At 72.6% G+C, this 16046-nt stretch carries 14 protein-coding genes; 9 read left to right on the plus strand and 5 right to left on the minus strand.

The window, feature by feature from the left end:
• Positions 1–88: 88 nt before the first annotated feature.
• Both AB0C66_RS33270 and AB0C66_RS33275 read right to left on the minus strand, forming a co-directional pair.
• Positions 89–1438, minus strand: coding sequence for a hypothetical protein (locus AB0C66_RS33270; RefSeq protein ID WP_362447314.1), 1350 nt, complete (start codon positions 1436–1438; stop codon positions 89–91).
• A 96-nt stretch (positions 1439–1534) separates the two neighbouring features.
• Positions 1535–1939, minus strand: a complete 405-nt coding sequence (locus AB0C66_RS33275) for a DUF6336 family protein (protein ID WP_362447317.1) — start codon at positions 1937–1939, stop codon at positions 1535–1537.
• Between the two features lie 92 nt (positions 1940–2031).
• Between AB0C66_RS33275 and bglX the strand changes: the two genes are divergently transcribed.
• Positions 2032–4329, plus strand: coding sequence for a beta-glucosidase BglX (gene bglX / locus AB0C66_RS33280; RefSeq protein ID WP_362447320.1), 2298 nt, complete (start codon positions 2032–2034; stop codon positions 4327–4329).
• A gap of 23 nt (positions 4330–4352) precedes the next feature.
• On the opposite strand, the gene AB0C66_RS33285 is transcribed toward bglX, so the two are convergent.
• Complete coding sequence (locus tag AB0C66_RS33285) at positions 4353–5168, minus strand: class I SAM-dependent methyltransferase (protein WP_362447323.1); 816 nt, start codon at positions 5166–5168, stop codon at positions 4353–4355.
• Between the two features lie 449 nt (positions 5169–5617).
• Here AB0C66_RS33285 and AB0C66_RS33290 point away from each other — a divergent pair, with 449 nt between their 5' ends.
• Both AB0C66_RS33290 and AB0C66_RS33295 read left to right on the plus strand, forming a co-directional pair.
• The gene (locus tag AB0C66_RS33290) at positions 5618–6796 is read left to right on the plus strand and encodes a sensor histidine kinase (RefSeq protein ID WP_362447594.1); all 1179 of its coding nucleotides are present in this window, start codon (positions 5618–5620) and stop codon (positions 6794–6796) included.
• Positions 6797–6832: 36 nt separating this feature from the next.
• Positions 6833–7507, plus strand: a complete 675-nt coding sequence (locus AB0C66_RS33295; RefSeq protein WP_362447326.1) for a response regulator transcription factor — start codon at positions 6833–6835, stop codon at positions 7505–7507.
• A gap of 90 nt (positions 7508–7597) precedes the next feature.
• Here the strand turns inward: AB0C66_RS33295 and AB0C66_RS33300 are convergent, their stop codons facing one another.
• Both AB0C66_RS33300 and gdhA read right to left on the minus strand, forming a co-directional pair.
• On the minus strand, positions 7598–8464 hold the full coding sequence (locus AB0C66_RS33300; protein ID WP_362447329.1) for an SAM-dependent methyltransferase: 867 nt from the start codon (positions 8462–8464) through the stop codon (positions 7598–7600).
• A gap of 167 nt (positions 8465–8631) precedes the next feature.
• Positions 8632–9975, minus strand: a complete 1344-nt coding sequence (gene gdhA, locus AB0C66_RS33305; RefSeq protein WP_362447332.1) for an NADP-specific glutamate dehydrogenase — start codon at positions 9973–9975, stop codon at positions 8632–8634.
• 428 nt (positions 9976–10403) lie between these two features.
• Between gdhA and AB0C66_RS33310 the strand changes: the two genes are divergently transcribed.
• From AB0C66_RS33310 to AB0C66_RS33335, 6 genes are all read left to right on the plus strand, one after another.
• On the plus strand, positions 10404–11741 hold the full coding sequence (locus tag AB0C66_RS33310; RefSeq protein ID WP_362447335.1) for a S8 family serine peptidase: 1338 nt from the start codon (positions 10404–10406) through the stop codon (positions 11739–11741).
• Positions 11738–11986: a hypothetical protein gene (locus AB0C66_RS33315; RefSeq protein WP_362447338.1), complete on the plus strand. Its 249-nt coding sequence runs from the start codon at positions 11738–11740 to the stop codon at positions 11984–11986. Before AB0C66_RS33310 ends, AB0C66_RS33315 begins: the two co-directional genes overlap by 4 nt.
• A gap of 183 nt (positions 11987–12169) precedes the next feature.
• A complete protein-coding gene (locus tag AB0C66_RS33320) occupies positions 12170–13537 on the plus strand; it encodes an MBL fold metallo-hydrolase (protein ID WP_362447341.1) in 1368 nt (455 codons plus the stop codon).
• A 227-nt stretch (positions 13538–13764) separates the two neighbouring features.
• Positions 13765–14172: an SAV_915 family protein gene (locus tag AB0C66_RS33325; protein ID WP_362447344.1), complete on the plus strand. Its 408-nt coding sequence runs from the start codon at positions 13765–13767 to the stop codon at positions 14170–14172.
• A gap of 14 nt (positions 14173–14186) precedes the next feature.
• Positions 14187–15533 carry a diaminopimelate decarboxylase gene (lysA, locus tag AB0C66_RS33330; protein WP_362447347.1) on the plus strand — a complete coding sequence of 449 codons (1347 nt, stop codon included), beginning with the start codon at positions 14187–14189 and terminating at the stop codon, positions 15531–15533.
• A gap of 127 nt (positions 15534–15660) precedes the next feature.
• Positions 15661–15996, plus strand: a complete 336-nt coding sequence (locus AB0C66_RS33335) for a YnfA family protein (protein ID WP_362447350.1) — start codon at positions 15661–15663, stop codon at positions 15994–15996.
• The last annotated feature ends 50 nt before the right edge of the window (positions 15997–16046 follow it).

Raw genomic sequence — 16046 nt, forward strand, 5'->3', positions numbered from 1 at the left:
CGCGATGACCTGACAACCAACCCCCAGCCGCGTCCCGCGGATCATCATCAAGGCTGACCTGCCGTGACAATGATCCGCCGGACAGGCTCTAGACGTCGCCGAAGCCTCCGCCGAAACCGCCCCCGAAGTCACCGCCGCCGAATCCGCCACCGTCGCCGTAGTCGCCGCCGTCCCCGAAACCGCCGTAGTCACCGCCGTCGCCGAACGCGCCCGCCTCGTCGTAACCGGGGCTGAGCGACCCGCCCAGCAGCGTGCCGACGAGGAGCGCGGGGAGCAGCGCGGCGCCGTAGCCGCCGAAGTACCCGCCCGCCCACGGGGCGTAGGCCGGGCCCGCCTCCCAGTAGGGACGGCGTCCATCACCGACGGCGACGGTACGGGTGTCCGGCTCGAGCCCGTCCTCGATCCGCGTGGCGTCCGCGGCGCACGCGGGCACCGATCGCTCGGCGCCACCCGCCGGGGCCCAGGTGACATCCCGGACCGACGGCCCGTGGCGCGGATCGAAGAAGCACGGCGGGCGTCGCTCGGGAAGCGGTGTGCCCGCGCGGCGGGCGTCCAGCACCGCGAGCGAGAAGCGGCCGTCCTCCAGCGCCTCGGTCACCGCCCGTACGTCCTCGGGGCGCCGTGCCGCCTCCGACTTCGCCTTGGCCTCCTCGTACGCGTCCAGCGCGCGACCGTAGTCGTCCACCATCTCGGGGGTGGACGACGGGTCGGACGGGGTGAATCCGATCTCGGTGAGCTTCTCGCCGTACGCGGTGATGTCCTCCTGGACCGCACCGCGCACCTGGTCCAGCTCGGCCCGCTCACGCTCGCGGCGCCGCTTGCGGGTGCGCCCCATGGCGAACAGCGCGCTTCCGGCCAGCGCCACCAGGATGATCAGCAGCACCAGGGCGCTGCCCGCCGACACCCCGCCGGGGTCCGTGGCGCCCTGGTCGTGGTGGGCAGCGTCGCCATGGGTGGCCGCGGCCACATCCGTCACAAAGCCGTCCAGCACCTTCGGCAGGTCATCGGGGTGGCGGCGCAGATTCTGCTCGGCCAGCGCCTGGGAGGTGGAGCCCGGCAGCACCGAGCTGTCGGACGCGGCGCCGAAGGAGGAGCCGAGCGCCACCGCGTACACACCGGGGCGGTCCACGGCCGCACGCAGCCGCGAGAAGACGCGCTCCCCGCCGTACGCGCGGTCGTCCGGCAGCACGGCGACATAGACGGGCACATCCGCGGCGCGGATGTGCTTCGCGAGGGCCCGCGCCTGCCCGGTGCTCAGCGCGTCCGAGGCCCGGGGATCGACGTACACGGGGCTGCCGCGCAGCGCCCGGCCGATCTTGTCCATGTCCGTCGCGGCGGCTGTCGCGGCGCGGGCGCTCCCGGCGGCGAACAGCGTCGCCACCAGGGCTACCAGGACGGCCAGCACCAGGGTGGCCCGGCGCCGTGTCTTGCGGGGCACAGGGGTTCCTTACCCACTCACATGGGCTGTCGCACGTATTTTCCGGTTTTGCCCCGGATGTGTGCGGACAGTGGTCACCGCCGCCACCGACTGTTGTCAGCCGCCGTGGAACCAGCTGTCGTAATCGGCGCTGTCCACCAGGTGGTAGAGGCCGAATGCCCCGGGAAACAGCACCAGCGCGAGCACACCGACCCGCACCAGGACCGGCGCCGCCACCGTGGCGCTGCCGGCCTGGCCCGTGATGGTGCGCCAGTCGCGGCAGCGCCGGATGTCACCGCCGCACGCGGCCCACAGCCCCAGCCCCGCCACCGTGAACACGCCCCCGCCGACCATCGCGAACCCGCCGGTGACCGCCAGGAACGTCATCCGCTCATGGTGGTCGCTCACCCCGAGCGAGCCGATGGCCACGAGGGGTATCGCGGCGAGCCCGTAGAGCACTCCGCGCAGCACCACGTCCCGGAACCGCAAGCGCGGCAGGTGTATCCCGTCCTCCCCAGTCATACGCGCACGATATCCCGGCGTGCCGCCGTTCTACGCTGGGGGAGAGGTATGCGCTCGGGGCTCTTCACGATGCTCATCACGAGGCGAAGACCATGGATGGTGTGCGCAGACGTACGGTGCTCGGGGCGCTCGGCGGCACCGTCGCCGCGGGCGGAGCCGTCGGCCGTCTACGGCGAGGGGAGCCCCCGCCCGGCGCGCCGGACGGTGTGCGGCAGGAGCGGGAGCGCCCCGGACCGTACGAGCCCCAAGTGCGGGCACTGCTCGGGCGGATGACGGTGGACGAGAAGCTGGGGCAGTTGCAGCAGCTCGCCTGGAGCGCCGACACGGGCCCCGGTGGCGGGCAGAACGCCGAAGCGGTACGGGCGGCGCGCAGGGGCAGGCTCGGCTCGGTGCTCAACCTCTACGGGGCCCGGAAGACCAACGCGTTGCAGCGGATCGCGGTGGAGGAGTCGCGTCTTGGCATTCCCCTGGTCTTCGGGCTCGATGTGATCCACGGTCTGTGGACCACGTTTCCCATCCCGCTCGCCCAGGCGGCCAGCTTCGACCCCGCTGTGGCCGGGCGGGACGCCGAGGTATCCGCCCGGGAAGCCCGTTCCAACGGGGTGCACTGGGCGTTCTCCCCGATGATGGACGTCACCCATGAGCCGCGCTGGGGGCGGATCGCCGAGGGCAACGGCGAAGACCCCTATCTGACGGCGGCGTTGGGCGCGGCCAAGGTCCGCGGCTACCAGGGCGACAACCTCGCCGACAACGACCGGGTGGCGGCCTGCGCCAAACACCTGGCCGCCTACGGGGGTGCCGAGGGCGGGCGCGACTACAACAGCGTGGATGTGTCCGAGGCCCGGCTGCGCAACCTCTACCTCGGACCGTTCGCGGCGGCCGTGGAGGCCGAAGTGGCCACCGTGATGGCCGCCTTCAACACCGTCAGCGGCGTACCGGCCCACGCCAACCGGCATCTGCTCACCGACATCCTCAAGGAGCAGTGGCGATTCGACGGTGTGGTGGTCAGCGACTACATCGCCATCCGGGAACTGACCGTCCACGGGTTCGCGGCCGACGGCGCCGACGCGGCCCGGCTGGCGTTCAACGCCGGTGTGGACATGGAGATGGCCAGCACCCTGCTCGCCCAGTACGGCAAACGGCTGCTCAGGAACGGCAGGATCGCCATGGCGCGGCTGGACGACGCGGTGGCGCGGATCCTGCGGCTGAAGTTCCGGCTCGGCCTCTTCCGCCGTCCCTACGTGGACGAGGACGCCGCCATCACCGAACCCACCAAGGCCGCCCGGTCGGCCGCGCGCGAAACCGCCGCGCGGTCCATGGTGCTCCTCAGGAACCACAGGTCGGCGCTTCCGCTGAGCACCTCGGTCCGCTCCATCGCCGTGGTCGGCCCGTTCGGCGACTCCCCGGACCTCAAGGGCTCCTGGGCCGGGCCCTGGGCGGAGACGCCCCGCCCGGTCACCGTCGCCGACGCGGTCAAAGCCGCCGTCCCGAAGGCCAAGGTGACCCCGGTGCGGGGCGTGGACGCCCGGGGCAGGGACAACGGCGACAGCATCGCCAAGGCGGTCTCGGCCGCCAGGGCGGCCGAGGTGACGGTCGTGGTCGTCGGCGAAGGCGCGAAGCTCAGCGGTGAGGCGAGCGTACGGGCCGACATCAGCCTGCCCGGGAGACAGGAGAAGCTGATCGAGGCCATCGCGGACTCCGGTGCGCCGTTCGTGGTGGTGCTGGTCAACGGGCGTCCGCTGACGATCGGTGGCTGGCTGGAGTCCGCGCCCGCCGTGCTGGAGGCGTGGCATCCGGGGCTCGAGGGCGGACACGCCATCGCGGACGTACTGTTCGGGAAGGTGAACCCCGGTGGCAAACTGCCGGTGTCCTTCCCGCGCGCGGTCGGCCAGATCCCGGTCTACTACAACCACGAGAACACCGGCCGCCCCTATGACCCGCACAACCCCTACACCTCCCGCTACCTGGATCTGCCCGACGGTCCGCAGTTCGCGTTCGGCTACGGTCTGAGCTACACCACCTTCGACGTCGGTGAGCCCAGGCTCTCGGTGCGCCGGATCGCCGCCGACGCCCTGCGCGCGGGCGACACCGTCGACGTGGCGGTGGCGGTGCGCAACACCGGGCGGCGTACGGGAGACGAGGTCGTCCAGCTCTATCTGCGCGATCCGGTGGCCAGCATCGTCCAGCCGGTGCGCAGACTGTGCGGCTTCCGCCGGGTCACCCTCGGCGCCGGGAGGTCCACCACCGTGCGCTTCCGGCTCAGCGCCGAGGAGCTGGGTTTCTGGACCCATGACCGCCAGGGCGACTTCGTGGTGGAGAAGGGCGAGATCCGGCTGTACGCGGGAAACAGTTCCCTGGCCAAGGGCGAACGCACCCTCACCATCACCTAGCGCACGGGCGAGGCGTCGGTGGATCAGCCGGGCTCGGCCCCGGACTCCGACTGCCGTCCGGTGTCCGGGCCATGGGTGACCCGGAGCTTCGACTGACCGTGCGGCATCGCCTCCCAGTCGTCCATGAAACGAGCCTCCAGACCGTGTTTCGCGGCGAGGGCGATGAGCGTCTCCGTGCGGTAGTAGAAGTCCTCGCGCAACACTTGGTGCTCCGTGCCCTCGGTGCGGTCGAAGGTGAAGTCGAACCAGCCGCCCGGCGCCATCACCCGCCCCACATTGGCCAGGCACTCCTCGATGACCGGCAGCGGAGAGTGCGAGAAGACACTGTGCGCGTGGATGACATCGAACCGGGCCTCGGGCAGGAACCGCAGGGTGAGGTCGCGGACCGGGGTCAGATGCGGCACCCGCTCCTGTAGCCCCGACCGCACCACGGTGTCCTGCGCGGCGGCCAGGATGTCGGGCGAGATGTCGATCCCGTAGTAGTGGCCGGGTTCCAGATGCCGGATGAACCGCCAGCCCGCCCGCAGATTCCCGCAGCCGATCTCCAGCATGCGGTGTTCGGGGCGGAGCCCGTGGCCGATGAGGTAGTCGAACTGCATGGCGCCCAGGGCGAGCCACCGCTCACGGGTGGCACTGCCCACAGCGGCGTCCGGGTTGGCGCGGGTGTCGGAGCGCATCACGGCGCGGTAGTAGGAGACGTGGTCCGGGAAGCGGTGCCGCAGCCAGGCGTCCCGGGCGGCCCGGGCCAGATGGCGCGGAACCCGGTCGGGGTGGCGCAGCGCGTAGGCGATGCGATGGCCGAGCGATGCGCGGTTGACGGTGACGTTCCTGGCGGGCATGGGCGGCGGGTCCTCTCGTGGCGGTGGTACCACGGCTCGTGGTGCTACGGCTCGTGGCGGTGGTGTTCGGGCCTCGGTCTCAGCCTCCGTGCCGTGGCGCCGCGCTGCCGTCGGCGGACCGGACACCGTGCGCACGCGGTCCGGCGGACCCCGGTATCAACCGATCGGATGATGCGGGATATGCGCCGGGCGCGTTAGGACTGGCTGCGGAGGCGGCCGGACCATGGCCCTACGGTGGCCGGATGAGACGAGGAGGCGGGGATGCGGTACGACATGCGACGGGGGCGACCGGGGCGGCTCCGTCGACAGGAGCGGTCCCGTCGGCCGGAGCGACGGAGTGGCCCATGACCACGGCGGCCGGGGAGCCACCCACGACCGAGCCCGCCACACCGACCGCCACTCCAGCCGCCCCACCGCCCGATCCGGACGGGCGGTGGCTCAGGGCGGTGATGGACTCCGCCTTCCTGCTGCTGCTCGGCTCCTCGCTGGTCCGTTTCCTCAGCCGTGACCAGGGGCAGCCGCGTACGGCCTGGGTGGTCGCCCTGTTCTCCGCCTTCGGGGTGCTCTACGTCCTGGGCAGACTGCTGGCCCCCGCGCCACGGCCCGGCGCCCGGCCCACCGCCCGCCATCTGGTCTGGCTGGGGGCGGTGTGCACGGTGTGGGGCGGACTGCTGGTGCTCGCCCCGAGCGCCACATGGTGTGCGATGCCCCTGCTCTTCACCGGGTTGCAGGCGCTGCCCGCGCGCACCGCGGTGCCGCTGGCGGCCGCACTCACCGTGCTGGTCGTGGCCTCCGAACTGCGGGTGGCGCGGGGCGGCCCCGGTGGCCATGGCGCGCTCAACCCCAATGTGGTGGTGGCGCCGCTGGCCATCGCCACGGTCGCCACCGCCGTCCTGGTCCATCTGCGACGCCAGGCCGCCCGGCAGCGCGTCCTCATCGACGACCTGGTACGCACCCGTCGTGAGCTGGCCGCGACGGAGCGGCGGGCGGGGGTGCTGGCGGAGCGGCAGCGGCTGTCCACGGAGATCCACGACACCTTGGCCCAGGGGCTGTCCAGCCAGCGGATGCTGTTGCAGGCCGCCGACCGGATGTGGTCGGCGGAGCCGGACACCGCACGGCGCCATGTGCGGGACGCGGCCGCGATCGCGTCCCGCAACCTCGTCGAGGCCCGCCGGTTCGTCCAGGACCTCGCCCCGGCGGACCTCACCGAGCGCACCCTCGCCCAGGCGCTGCGCGCCCTCGCCGAGCGCGCGTCCGGCGAAGGGCTCACCGTGGACTTCCGGCTGGACGGCGCCCCCGGGCCGCTGCCGGAGCGCGTGGCGGCCGCGCTGCTGCGCATCGCCCAGGGCGCCCTGGCCAATGTGCGCGAACACGCCTGGGCCACCCGCGCCGCACTCACCCTGACCTGCCTGGACGACCAGATCTCCCTGGACATCGCCGACAACGGCCGTGGCTTCGACGCCGACCGCCACCCCGCGCCGGACGGGGACCGGGGCCATGGCCTGCCCGCCATGCGGGTCCGGGCACGGCAGTCGGGCGGCGCCCTCACCGTCGAATCCACACCGGGCGAGGGCACCGTCGTGTCCGCGTCCGTTCCGCTGACACCTCCCGTCCCCCTCGCGCCCTGAGCAGGCGTGTCCTCACCCGCTGAGAAAGGCCCGTCGTTGAGCCCACATCCGACCGAACCCGCCGCGCCCGTACGGCTGTTGCTCTGCGATGACCACGCCGTGGTCCGGGCCGGGCTGCGCGCCCTGCTCGCGAGCACCGACGGCATCGAGGTGGTCGGCGAGGCGGGCAGCGGTGAAGAGGCCCTCGCCGTGGCCGCCCGGGTCCGGCCCGATGTGGTGCTGATGGATCTGCAACTCGGCGACGGCATGGACGGTGTGACGGCGACCCGCCGTCTCACCTCCCCGCCCGAAGACGCCGGCGCGGGCGCCGCCGCCACACCACGTGTCCTGGTGCTCACCATGTTCGACACCGACGCCGATATCGCCCGCGCCATCGAAGCGGGGGCCACCGGTTATCTGCTCAAGGCCGAGCGCCCGGACGAGTTGTTCGCGGCGATCCACGACGCGGCCTCCGGCCGTACCGCGCTGTCGCCGCCGGTCGCCGACCGGGTGATGGCCCGGATGCGCAGCCCGCGCCCCGACCTCTCCGAGCGTGAACGCGACATCCTGCGCCAGCTCGCCCGTGGCCTCGGCAACCGGGAGATAGCCCGTGCGCTGTTCATCAGCGAGGCCACCGTCAAAACCCATCTGGGCCGTATCTACGGCAAGTTGGGGGTGGAGACCCGCGCGGGAGCCGTGGCCGTGGCCAACGAGCGGCGGCTGCTGCCCTGAACCCGCGCGGCCCGGGTGGCCATCAGCGCCCGATCGGTCCGGTGCCCCGCCTCGCCGTACGCGGTGGGGCGGGGCCGTGGTGGTGCAGTGTCAGGAGGCGGGCTTACGGGCGACTCCGGCCCACATGGACACCTCTTCGTCGGTGACATCACCGGTGCTCGTCCGGGGGTCGTTGGTCAGGTCGCCGTGCCAGCGGTGGGGCACCTCGACGCCGGGATCCACCAGCTCGAGACCGGTGAAGAACTTCTCCACCTCCGCCTTGCTGCGGATCTGCCCCTTGATTCCGCCACTGTGGTAGACGTCCACGGTCCGCTGGGTCGCCACCGGGTCGAAGTCCGGGGTGATATGGCTCAGGACCAGATACGAACCGGGCGCGAGCGCGTCGACCAGCCGCCGCACGATCGTATAGGGCTCCCACTCGTCCGGCACGAAGTGCAGCAACGCGCACAGGCTCAGCGCCACCGGCTGGGAGAGGTCCAGCACCTCGGTGCATTCCGGGGAGTTGAGGATGGTCTCGGGGTCGGTCACATTGGCGTCGACATAGGCGGTGCGGCCCTCGGGGTGGCTGGTGAGCAGCGTCTGGGCGTGGGCCAGCACGATCGGGTCGTTGTCGACGTAGACGATCCGTGACTCCGGCGCGACCGACTGGGCGACCTCGTGCAGATTAGGGCTGGTGGGCACGCCGGTGCCGACGTCGAGGAACTGCCGGATACCGCACTCGGCCGCCAGATAGCGGGTGGCGCGCTGCATGAACGCGCGGTTGGTACGGGCGGCGATCATGACGCCCGGCCACAGGGTGAGCACCTTCGCCGCGGCCTGCCGGTCCGCGACATAGTTGTCCTTGCCGCCCAGGAAGTAGTCGTACATCCGGGCGCTGTGCGGACGCCCCTGGTTGATGGGGCTGTTGGGCGGCTCGGGCCCGCTCGCCGTCTGGGATGCTACCCCGTGACCGGTCACGTCGTGTTCTCCTCCACTACAGGGCGCGATCGTCGTATCGCGGCGGCCCACCCCTGGATCGTATGCCGCCCGGCCCCGGCCCACACCTGTGGGTGGGGAGAACTGTGAGGCGTTCAGGAGGCGTTGAGGGCCTCGGCCGCTGTCGCGGCCGCCGACCCCGGCGTGGGTCAGATGACCCCGTGCGCCTCCATGGCCTCCGCCACCCGCAGGAAACCCGCCACGTTCGCGCCCAGGACGTAGTCGTCGGGGGAGCCGAAGCGGGCCGCGGTGTTCCGGCACAGCTCATGCACCTCGGTCATGACCGAGCCCAGCCGGGCCGCTGTCTGGTCGAAGGTCCAGCGGTCGCGGGAGGCGTTCTGCTGCATCTCCAGCGCCGAGGTGGCCACTCCGCCCGCGTTGGCCGCCTTGCCGGGGCCGAAGAGCACATCGGCCTCGCGCAGGACGTCCACCGCGGCCGGGGTGCAGGGCATGTTCGCGCCCTCGGCCACCGCCAGCACACCGTTCTTCACCAGCGCCACGGCCTGCGCCTCGGCCAGCTCGTTCTGGGTGGCGCAGGGCAGCGCCACATCGCAGGGCACATCGAAGACCGAACCCCGCTGGGAGTGGGTGGCACGCTGCCGGACCTCCGCGTACGCGGACAGCCGCCCCCGGCGGACCTCCTTGATCTCCTTGAGGAGTTCCAGATCGATACCGTCCTCGTCGACCACATAGCCGGAGGAGTCCGAGCAGGCCACCACCCGCCCGCCGAGGGCATGCACCTTCTCGATGGCGTAGACGGCCACATTGCCGGACCCGGAGACGACCACCCGCCGCTCGTCGAAGTCCCGGCCCCGGGTGCGCAGCATCTCCTCGGCGAAGTGGACGGTGCCGTATCCGGTGGCCTCGGTGCGGGCGTAGGAACCGCCCCAGCCGGTGTGCTTACCGGTCAGCACCCCCGCCTCGAAGCGGTTGGTCAGCCGCTTGTACTGGCCGAAGAGATAGCCGATCTCCCGGCCGCCCACCCCGATGTCCCCGGCCGGTACGTCGGTGTGCTCACCGAGGTGGCGGTGGAGCTCGGTCATGAACGACTGGCAGAACCGCATCACCTCGGCCGAGGAACGCCCCTTGGGGTCGAAGTCCGAGCCGCCCTTGCCACCGCCGATCGACAGCCCGGTCAGCGCGTTCTTGAAGATCTGCTCGAAGCCGAGGAACTTCACGATGCCCAGGTTGACGCTGGGGTGGAAGCGCAAGCCCCCCTTGTACGGGCCCAGCGCGCTGTTGAACTCCACCCGGAAACCGCGGTTGACCTGGATATCTCCCTGGTCGTCCACCCAGGGCACCCGGAAGATGATCTGACGCTCCGGTTCGCACAGCCGCTCGAGGATCCGCGAGTCGAGGTATTCCGGATGTGCGGTGAGCACCGGTCCGAGGCTCTGCACCACCTCACGCGCCGCCTGGTGGAACTCCGCCTCACCGGCGTTGCGGTCCACCACCTGCGCGTACACGGCCTCGATACGAGCGCTGACGTCCATGAAGTGCCTTTCTGCCGACCTATCGGCGCGTCAGTCTGTCAGCACCCGGTCGCCCGTGGTGGCAGATTCGCCGGAGATGTGGTGGACGGCGCGTCGTGGCGACAGAGGGTTGACGGCCGAGTTGCGGCCGCCCATGGCCGGAGGGACGGTGGAGAGGGGATGTTGCAGAAGTACTCGGCCATGCCCTCCGCGAGCACGGCGCCCTGCGGGAGCGCAGCGCCCTCCGGGAGTACGGCCGGGCATACAGGCGAGCACGCGCGTACGCGCTCCGCGTACACGCGGTCACGCACATACCCGATGGCGACGCGCCGGTACACGGCAGAACCGCTCTCCCGCCGGAACCGCTCACCGGTCCCGGCTCTCTGAACACTCCGCGCATCGGCGCGTCCCCTCCGGGCGGGGAAAGCGCACAGGAAGCGGAGACAGCGATGACCAACGGACCCATGGGCAGGCACCCCTTCGGCAGTGAACCGCCGGGGCGCGCCGATTCCCCCTTGACACATCGGAACGCCGAGTACACGGGCCGCTATGTGGTCCTGCTCGACCAGCAGGAGACCCAGCGCGGTATCGACGCCCTCCGCTCCTCGGTCGGCATCGCGTCCGTCGAACGGGTCCGGGGAGCCGAGGCCGAGGACGCCACCGAACTCCTCCAACGCCCCGACGCCTCGGTGCTCTTCGACGATCTCGCCACCGCCGTCGTCGAGGTATCCCCCGACCAGCGCCACGCGCTGGTGACCACCGCCGAGGCGGAACCCGGCATCATCGCGGCCGAACCGGAACGCCTGGTCTACGCCACGGTGATCACCGAACCCGATCCGACGCTGACCGGCTTCTTCCCGGCCTACCGCAGCGATGACGACGAGGTGGACCGGCATGCCCGCGCCGAACTCGCCGCCTCGCTCGGCCCCGCCTGGGACGAGCAGAACACCACCTGGGGTCTCCAGGCGACCCGGGCCAACTGGTCCACCCTGACCGGGCGGGATATCAAGATCGCCATCCTCGACACCGGTGTGGACACCGACCACCAGGATCTCACCGGCTGCCTCGAGGCCACCGCCTCGTTCGTGCCCGGAGAGACCGTGGAGGACGGCAATGGCCATGGCACCCACTGCGTCGGCACCGCCGCCGGACCGGCCGGACCCGAGCACGCGCCCCGCTACGGGGTGGCGGGCGAGGCCCGGGTACTGGCCGGAAAGGTGCTCAGCGACCGTGGTGTGGGCACCGACGGACAGATCCTCGCGGGCATGGCCTGGGCGGTCTCCCAGGGCGCGCGGGTGGTCTCCATGTCGCTGGGCGCTCCGGTGGAGCCGGGCGAACTCTTCCCGCAGACCTACGAGAACGTGGCGCTGCGCGCGCTCGAACGCGGCACGGTGATCGTGGCGGCGGCGGGCAACGAGAGCCGCCGTCCCCGGTTCGTCGCGGCGGTGGGCCGCCCGGCCAACTGCCCGTCCATCCTCGCGGTGGCCGCGCTCGGCAAGGACCTGGCCACCGCCTGGTTCTCCTGCGGGGCCATCAACGGCGTGGGCGGCGAGGTCAACGTGGCCGCGCCCGGTGTCGATATCTTCTCGGCCGCGCCGGACGGTACGTACCAGACACTGAACGGCACCAGCATGGCCACACCGCAGGTGGCCGGGGCGCTCGCGCTGATGGCCCAGGCCCACCCCGAGGACACCGCGGCCGATCTCCGTTCCCGGCTGCTCTCCGGCGCGTACCCGCTGCCGCAGCCTGTGGCGGACATCGGCTCGGGTCTGCTCCAGGCCCCGTGAACGGGGCGTCCCCGGCCCGCCGGGCCGGGGTGATCCTCTCGGTCGACCCGGACCGGTTCGCCGAGGTGGTGGCCGCCGCGCGCCGGGCCGGGCTGACCGTCACCGGTGAGCAGGAGGTGCTCGGTTCGCTCTCCGGAACCATCGAGGAGGACCGGATCCCGGCGCTGGCGGCCGTTGACGGGGTGGAGTCCGTCGACCGGGACCGTACCGTCCGGCTGCCACCGCCGGACGCGCCGGTCCAGTGACCGGCCGGGATCGGCCACCCGGTGCCGAGATGGCCGATCACGGCCTCGCGCACACCCCGAGGCGTCACGGAGCCGCACCGGCGGAGCGGGTGGTGACGGAGTCCGTCGGACCGGGTACCCGGCGGGTGAGCCGTCCGAGGGCCGGACGCCCACCGGGGCCCGGTCCGGAAAGGAGCCGCCGACATGTTCGCCGTGGACACCCTGGCCGTCGAGGGCCTGGGCAACCGCAGTTATCTGGCCGGCGGGAAGCACCGGGCGGTGGTGGTGGACCCGCCGCGCGATATCGACCGGGTGATCGCCGCCGCGGCCCGGCGCGGGGTGCGGATCGCGTATGTGGCGGAGACCCACGTGCACAACGACTACGTCAGCGGCGGTCTCGAACTGGCCCGGGTCACCGGCGCCCGATATCTGGTGCCCGCCCGCGCCTCGGTCTCCTTCGACCGTGTCCCGGTCGCCGACGGCGACACCCTCGCCCTCGACGACGGGCTGGTGCTGCGGGCGCTGGCCACCCCCGGCCACACCCCGCACCACACCGCGTACGTGGTCGAGGACGACGGCCGCGCCGCCGCGGCGTTCACCGGCGGATCGCTGCTGATCGGCACCGTCGGCCGGCCCGACCTCGTCGAGCCCCGGCTCACCGAGCCGCTGGCCCGCGCCCAGTACGCCTCGGCCCACCGGCTGGCGGACCAACTCGACGACGAGGTGCCGGTGCTGCCCACCCATGGCTTCGGCAGTTTCTGCTCCTCCTCCCAAGCGAGCGGGGAGACCACCACCATCGGCCGGGAACGCGCGCGCAACCACGCGCTGACCGAGGATGTGGACGCCTTCGTCGCCGAAACCCTGGCCGGGCTGGACGACGTCCCCGCGTACTACGCGCATATGGGCCCGGCCAACGCCGCCGGACCCGCCCCGGTCGACCTCACCCCGCCGCACCGGGCAGGTCCCGAGGAGATCGCGGCGCGGCTCGCGGCGGGGGAGTGGGTGGTGGACCTCCGCGGCCGGGTCGCCTTCGCCGCCGGGCATCTGGCCGGATCGTTCAACTTCGAGGGCGACGGACAGCCCGCCACCTATCTGGCCTGGCTGATCCCCTGGGGCAAACCCGTGACCCTGCTCGGGCACAGCCCCGAACAGATCGCCGCCGCCCAGCGCGAGCTGGTCCGCGTGGGCATCGACCACCCGGCCGCCGCCGCCACCGGCGCCCCCACCGCCTGGGTCCGGGCGGGCGAGCGGCCCCGCTCCTTCCCCCGGAGCACCTTCGCCGCCCTGGCCACGGCGCGCCGCCGCGGCGAGGAGCTGGTGGTCCTCGACGTCCGCCGGGACTCCGAACGTGCCCGCGGCTTCATCGAGGGCTCGGTCCACCTCCCCGTCCACCTGCTGCACGACGGTATGGAGCGGGTGCCGCCCGGTGTGGTGTGGGTGCACTGCGCGAGCGGGATGCGCGCGGCGATCGCCGCCTCCTTGCTGGACGCCGCCGGACGCGCCGTCGTCGCCGTCGACGACGGCTTCGAGGCGGCGGCCCGGGCCGGACTGGAGATCGTCCGGCCCCGCTGACCGCCCGGCCGCCCGCGCCGAGGTGAACCGCCCGGAACCGTGCACCGGGCCGCGTTCCAAGGCCTCGGCGCGCCAGTATCGCGTCAACCCCCCACTGAATCCCGTCAGCGTCGCGTCAGGGACGGCGTCGGTGCCCCGACCGGGGGAATGAGCAGCCCGACGCGCCCGGATCCATCCGGCCCGTGGCCGCGCACCGTTCGCTCACCACTCCTCCAGGGAGGACAGCCATGACCGAGCTGCTGTACGGAGACGATTCCGAACCTTCAGAACGGGTCCCGGCCGGACCGCTCTACGTTCCCGTCCGGCCGGGACCCGACAGCTGCGCGGTGCGGGTCTTCCGTACCCCCCTCGGCGGCCGCACCGCCGTCGGCTTCTCCAGCCAGCGGCGGCTGGCGGCCGTCCTCGGCTCCCGGCAGCAGTGGATCAGGCTCGCCGAACCGGCGCTGCGCGCCCTCACCGAACCGCTGGGCGTCACCGACCTCACCGTCGACCCGAGGGTGGCGGGCGGCCGTGGTCTGCCGCCGTCCCGGCCGCTGGAACGGCGCATCCGGCGCCCCCGCGACCCCCAGGGCGTCACCCTCGCCGCACTGTTCTCCGGACGCGGCACCGGAGCCCTCGGCACCGGCATCGGCTGAGGGGACGACGCACCATGGTCACACCGCTGCTCCCGGACACCGGACAGCCGGCACCGGGCCCCGACGACGAGCTCACCGTCTGGCCGGCCTCGGCCACCCGGCTCGCCCACGGCGATCTGGCGGTGAGCGGGGTCTCGCTCACCGAGATCGCCGACCGCTTCGGCACCCCGGTCTATCTGCTCGACGAGACCGAGGTACGGGCCCGCTGCCGGGCCTACCAGCGCGCCTTCCCCGGCTCATCCGTCCTCTACGCGGCCAAGGCGTTCCTGTGCCGCGCCATGGCCCACTGGGTGGAGGACGAGGGCCTGGGGCTCGACGTCTGCTCGGCGGGTGAGCTGGAGCTCGCGTTCACCAGCGGTTTCCCGCCGGACCGGATCGTGCTGCACGGCAACGCCAAGAGTCCGCAGGACCTGGAGGCCGCGCTGCGCTTCGGCGTCGGCCGCATCGTGATCGACAGCCCCTCGGAGATCGCCCGGCTGGCCGTGGCCGTACCGGCGGGCAGCCGCCAGAAGGTGCTGGTGCGGGTCGCGCCCGGGATCGCCGCGGGCGGCCACGCCAAGATCCGCACCGGCACCGAGGACCAGAAGTTCGGCCTGTCGCTCACCGATGGCTCCGCGCACCACGCCATCGCGCGGATCCTGGACCAGCCACGGCTCGAACTGGTCGGTCTGCACTGCCATCTGGGTTCCCAGATCACCTCCGTCAAGCCCTATCTGGCGGCGGTGCGTCGCATGGTCGGTCTGATGGCCCGGGTCCGGGAGCTGTACGGGGTGGTCCTCCCCGAACTGGACCTCGGCGGCGGCCACGGCATCGCCTACCGGCCCGGTGAGCCCGTGCTCGATATCACCGCCCTGGCCGGGCGGGTCCGGGCCGAGCTGGCCGAGGGCTGTGCGGCGGCCGGGCTCCCGGTACCGCGGCTGGTGATCGAACCGGGGCGCGCGGTGGTGGGACCGGCGGGTGTCGCGCTCTACCGGGTGCTGGCCGTCAAGCGCACCGGGGAGCACACCTTCATCGCCGTGGACGGCGGGATGAGCGACAACCCCCGGCCCGCGCTGTACGGGGTGCGCTACGCGCCCCGGCTGGTCGGCCGGTGTTCCTCGGCGCCGCTGGCCCCGGTCACGGTGGCCGGGCGCCACTGCGAGGCCGGTGACGTCCTCGCAGGCGGGGCCGAGCTGCCCGCCGATGTCCACCCCGGCGATCTGCTCGCGGTGCCGGTGGCGGGCGCTTACCACCTGTCCATGGCCTCCGGGTACAACCTGGTCGGCCGGCCGCCCGTGGTCGCCGTGGCCGACGGCCACGCCCGGCTGCTGGTGCGGCGCGAGTCGCTGGCGGACTTCCGCAGTCGCGACGTCGGGCTGTAGGGCGCGGCGGAGGGGCGGGGATACGGCCGCCCCTCCGCGCGGACGGTCTACGGTCGGTGCGTGCCCGGGCCACCGGCCGGGCGCGGCTACCCGCGTGCGTCCGTCCGTCCGAGAGAGAGCCCGCACCGTGCTCATCGCCCGCTCCATCGCCCTGTTCGTGGTCGCCGCCCTCTTCGAGATCGGCGGTGCCTGGCTGGTGTGGCAGGGGGTACGGGAACACCGGGGCTGGATCTGGATCGGCGCCGGGGTGATCGCCCTCGGGCTGTACGGCTTCGTGGCCACCCTCCAGCCGGACGCCGAGTTCGGGCGCATCCTCGCCGCGTACGGCGGGGTCTTCGTGGCCGGATCGCTGGCCTGGGGCGTGGTCGCCGACGGCTACCGGCCGGACCGGTTCGATGTGATCGGCGCCCTGGTGTGCCTCGCCGGAGTGGCCGTGATCATGTACGCCCCGCGCGGCCGCTGAGCTCCCGCGGGGAAGTCGGGGAGAGCCGTGGTGTGCCGCGGGGAGCCGTG

Source organism: Streptomyces sp. NPDC048636 (assembly GCF_040650655.1).
Taxonomy (GTDB): Bacteria; Actinomycetota; Actinomycetes; order Streptomycetales; family Streptomycetaceae; genus Streptomyces.

Excerpts from the sequence above, each read along its gene's own strand:
- AB0C66_RS33325 (WP_362447344.1), top strand. The coding sequence starts at position 13,765 with ATGACCGAGCTGCTGTACGGAGACGATTCCGAACCTTCAGAACGGGTC.
- AB0C66_RS33320 (WP_362447341.1), top strand. The coding sequence starts at position 12,170 with ATGTTCGCCGTGGACACCCTGGCCGTCGAGGGCCTGGGCAACCGCAGT.
- lysA (WP_362447347.1), top strand. The coding sequence starts at position 14,187 with ATGGTCACACCGCTGCTCCCGGACACCGGACAGCCGGCACCGGGCCCC.
- bglX (WP_362447320.1), top strand. The coding sequence starts at position 2,032 with ATGGATGGTGTGCGCAGACGTACGGTGCTCGGGGCGCTCGGCGGCACC.
- AB0C66_RS33285 (WP_362447323.1), bottom strand. The coding sequence starts at position 5,168 with ATGCCCGCCAGGAACGTCACCGTCAACCGCGCATCGCTCGGCCATCGC.
- AB0C66_RS33290 (WP_362447594.1), top strand. The coding sequence starts at position 5,618 with ATGGACTCCGCCTTCCTGCTGCTGCTCGGCTCCTCGCTGGTCCGTTTC.
- gdhA (WP_362447332.1), bottom strand. The coding sequence starts at position 9,975 with ATGGACGTCAGCGCTCGTATCGAGGCCGTGTACGCGCAGGTGGTGGAC.
- AB0C66_RS33310 (WP_362447335.1), top strand. The coding sequence starts at position 10,404 with ATGACCAACGGACCCATGGGCAGGCACCCCTTCGGCAGTGAACCGCCG.
- AB0C66_RS33275 (WP_362447317.1), bottom strand. The coding sequence starts at position 1,939 with ATGACTGGGGAGGACGGGATACACCTGCCGCGCTTGCGGTTCCGGGAC.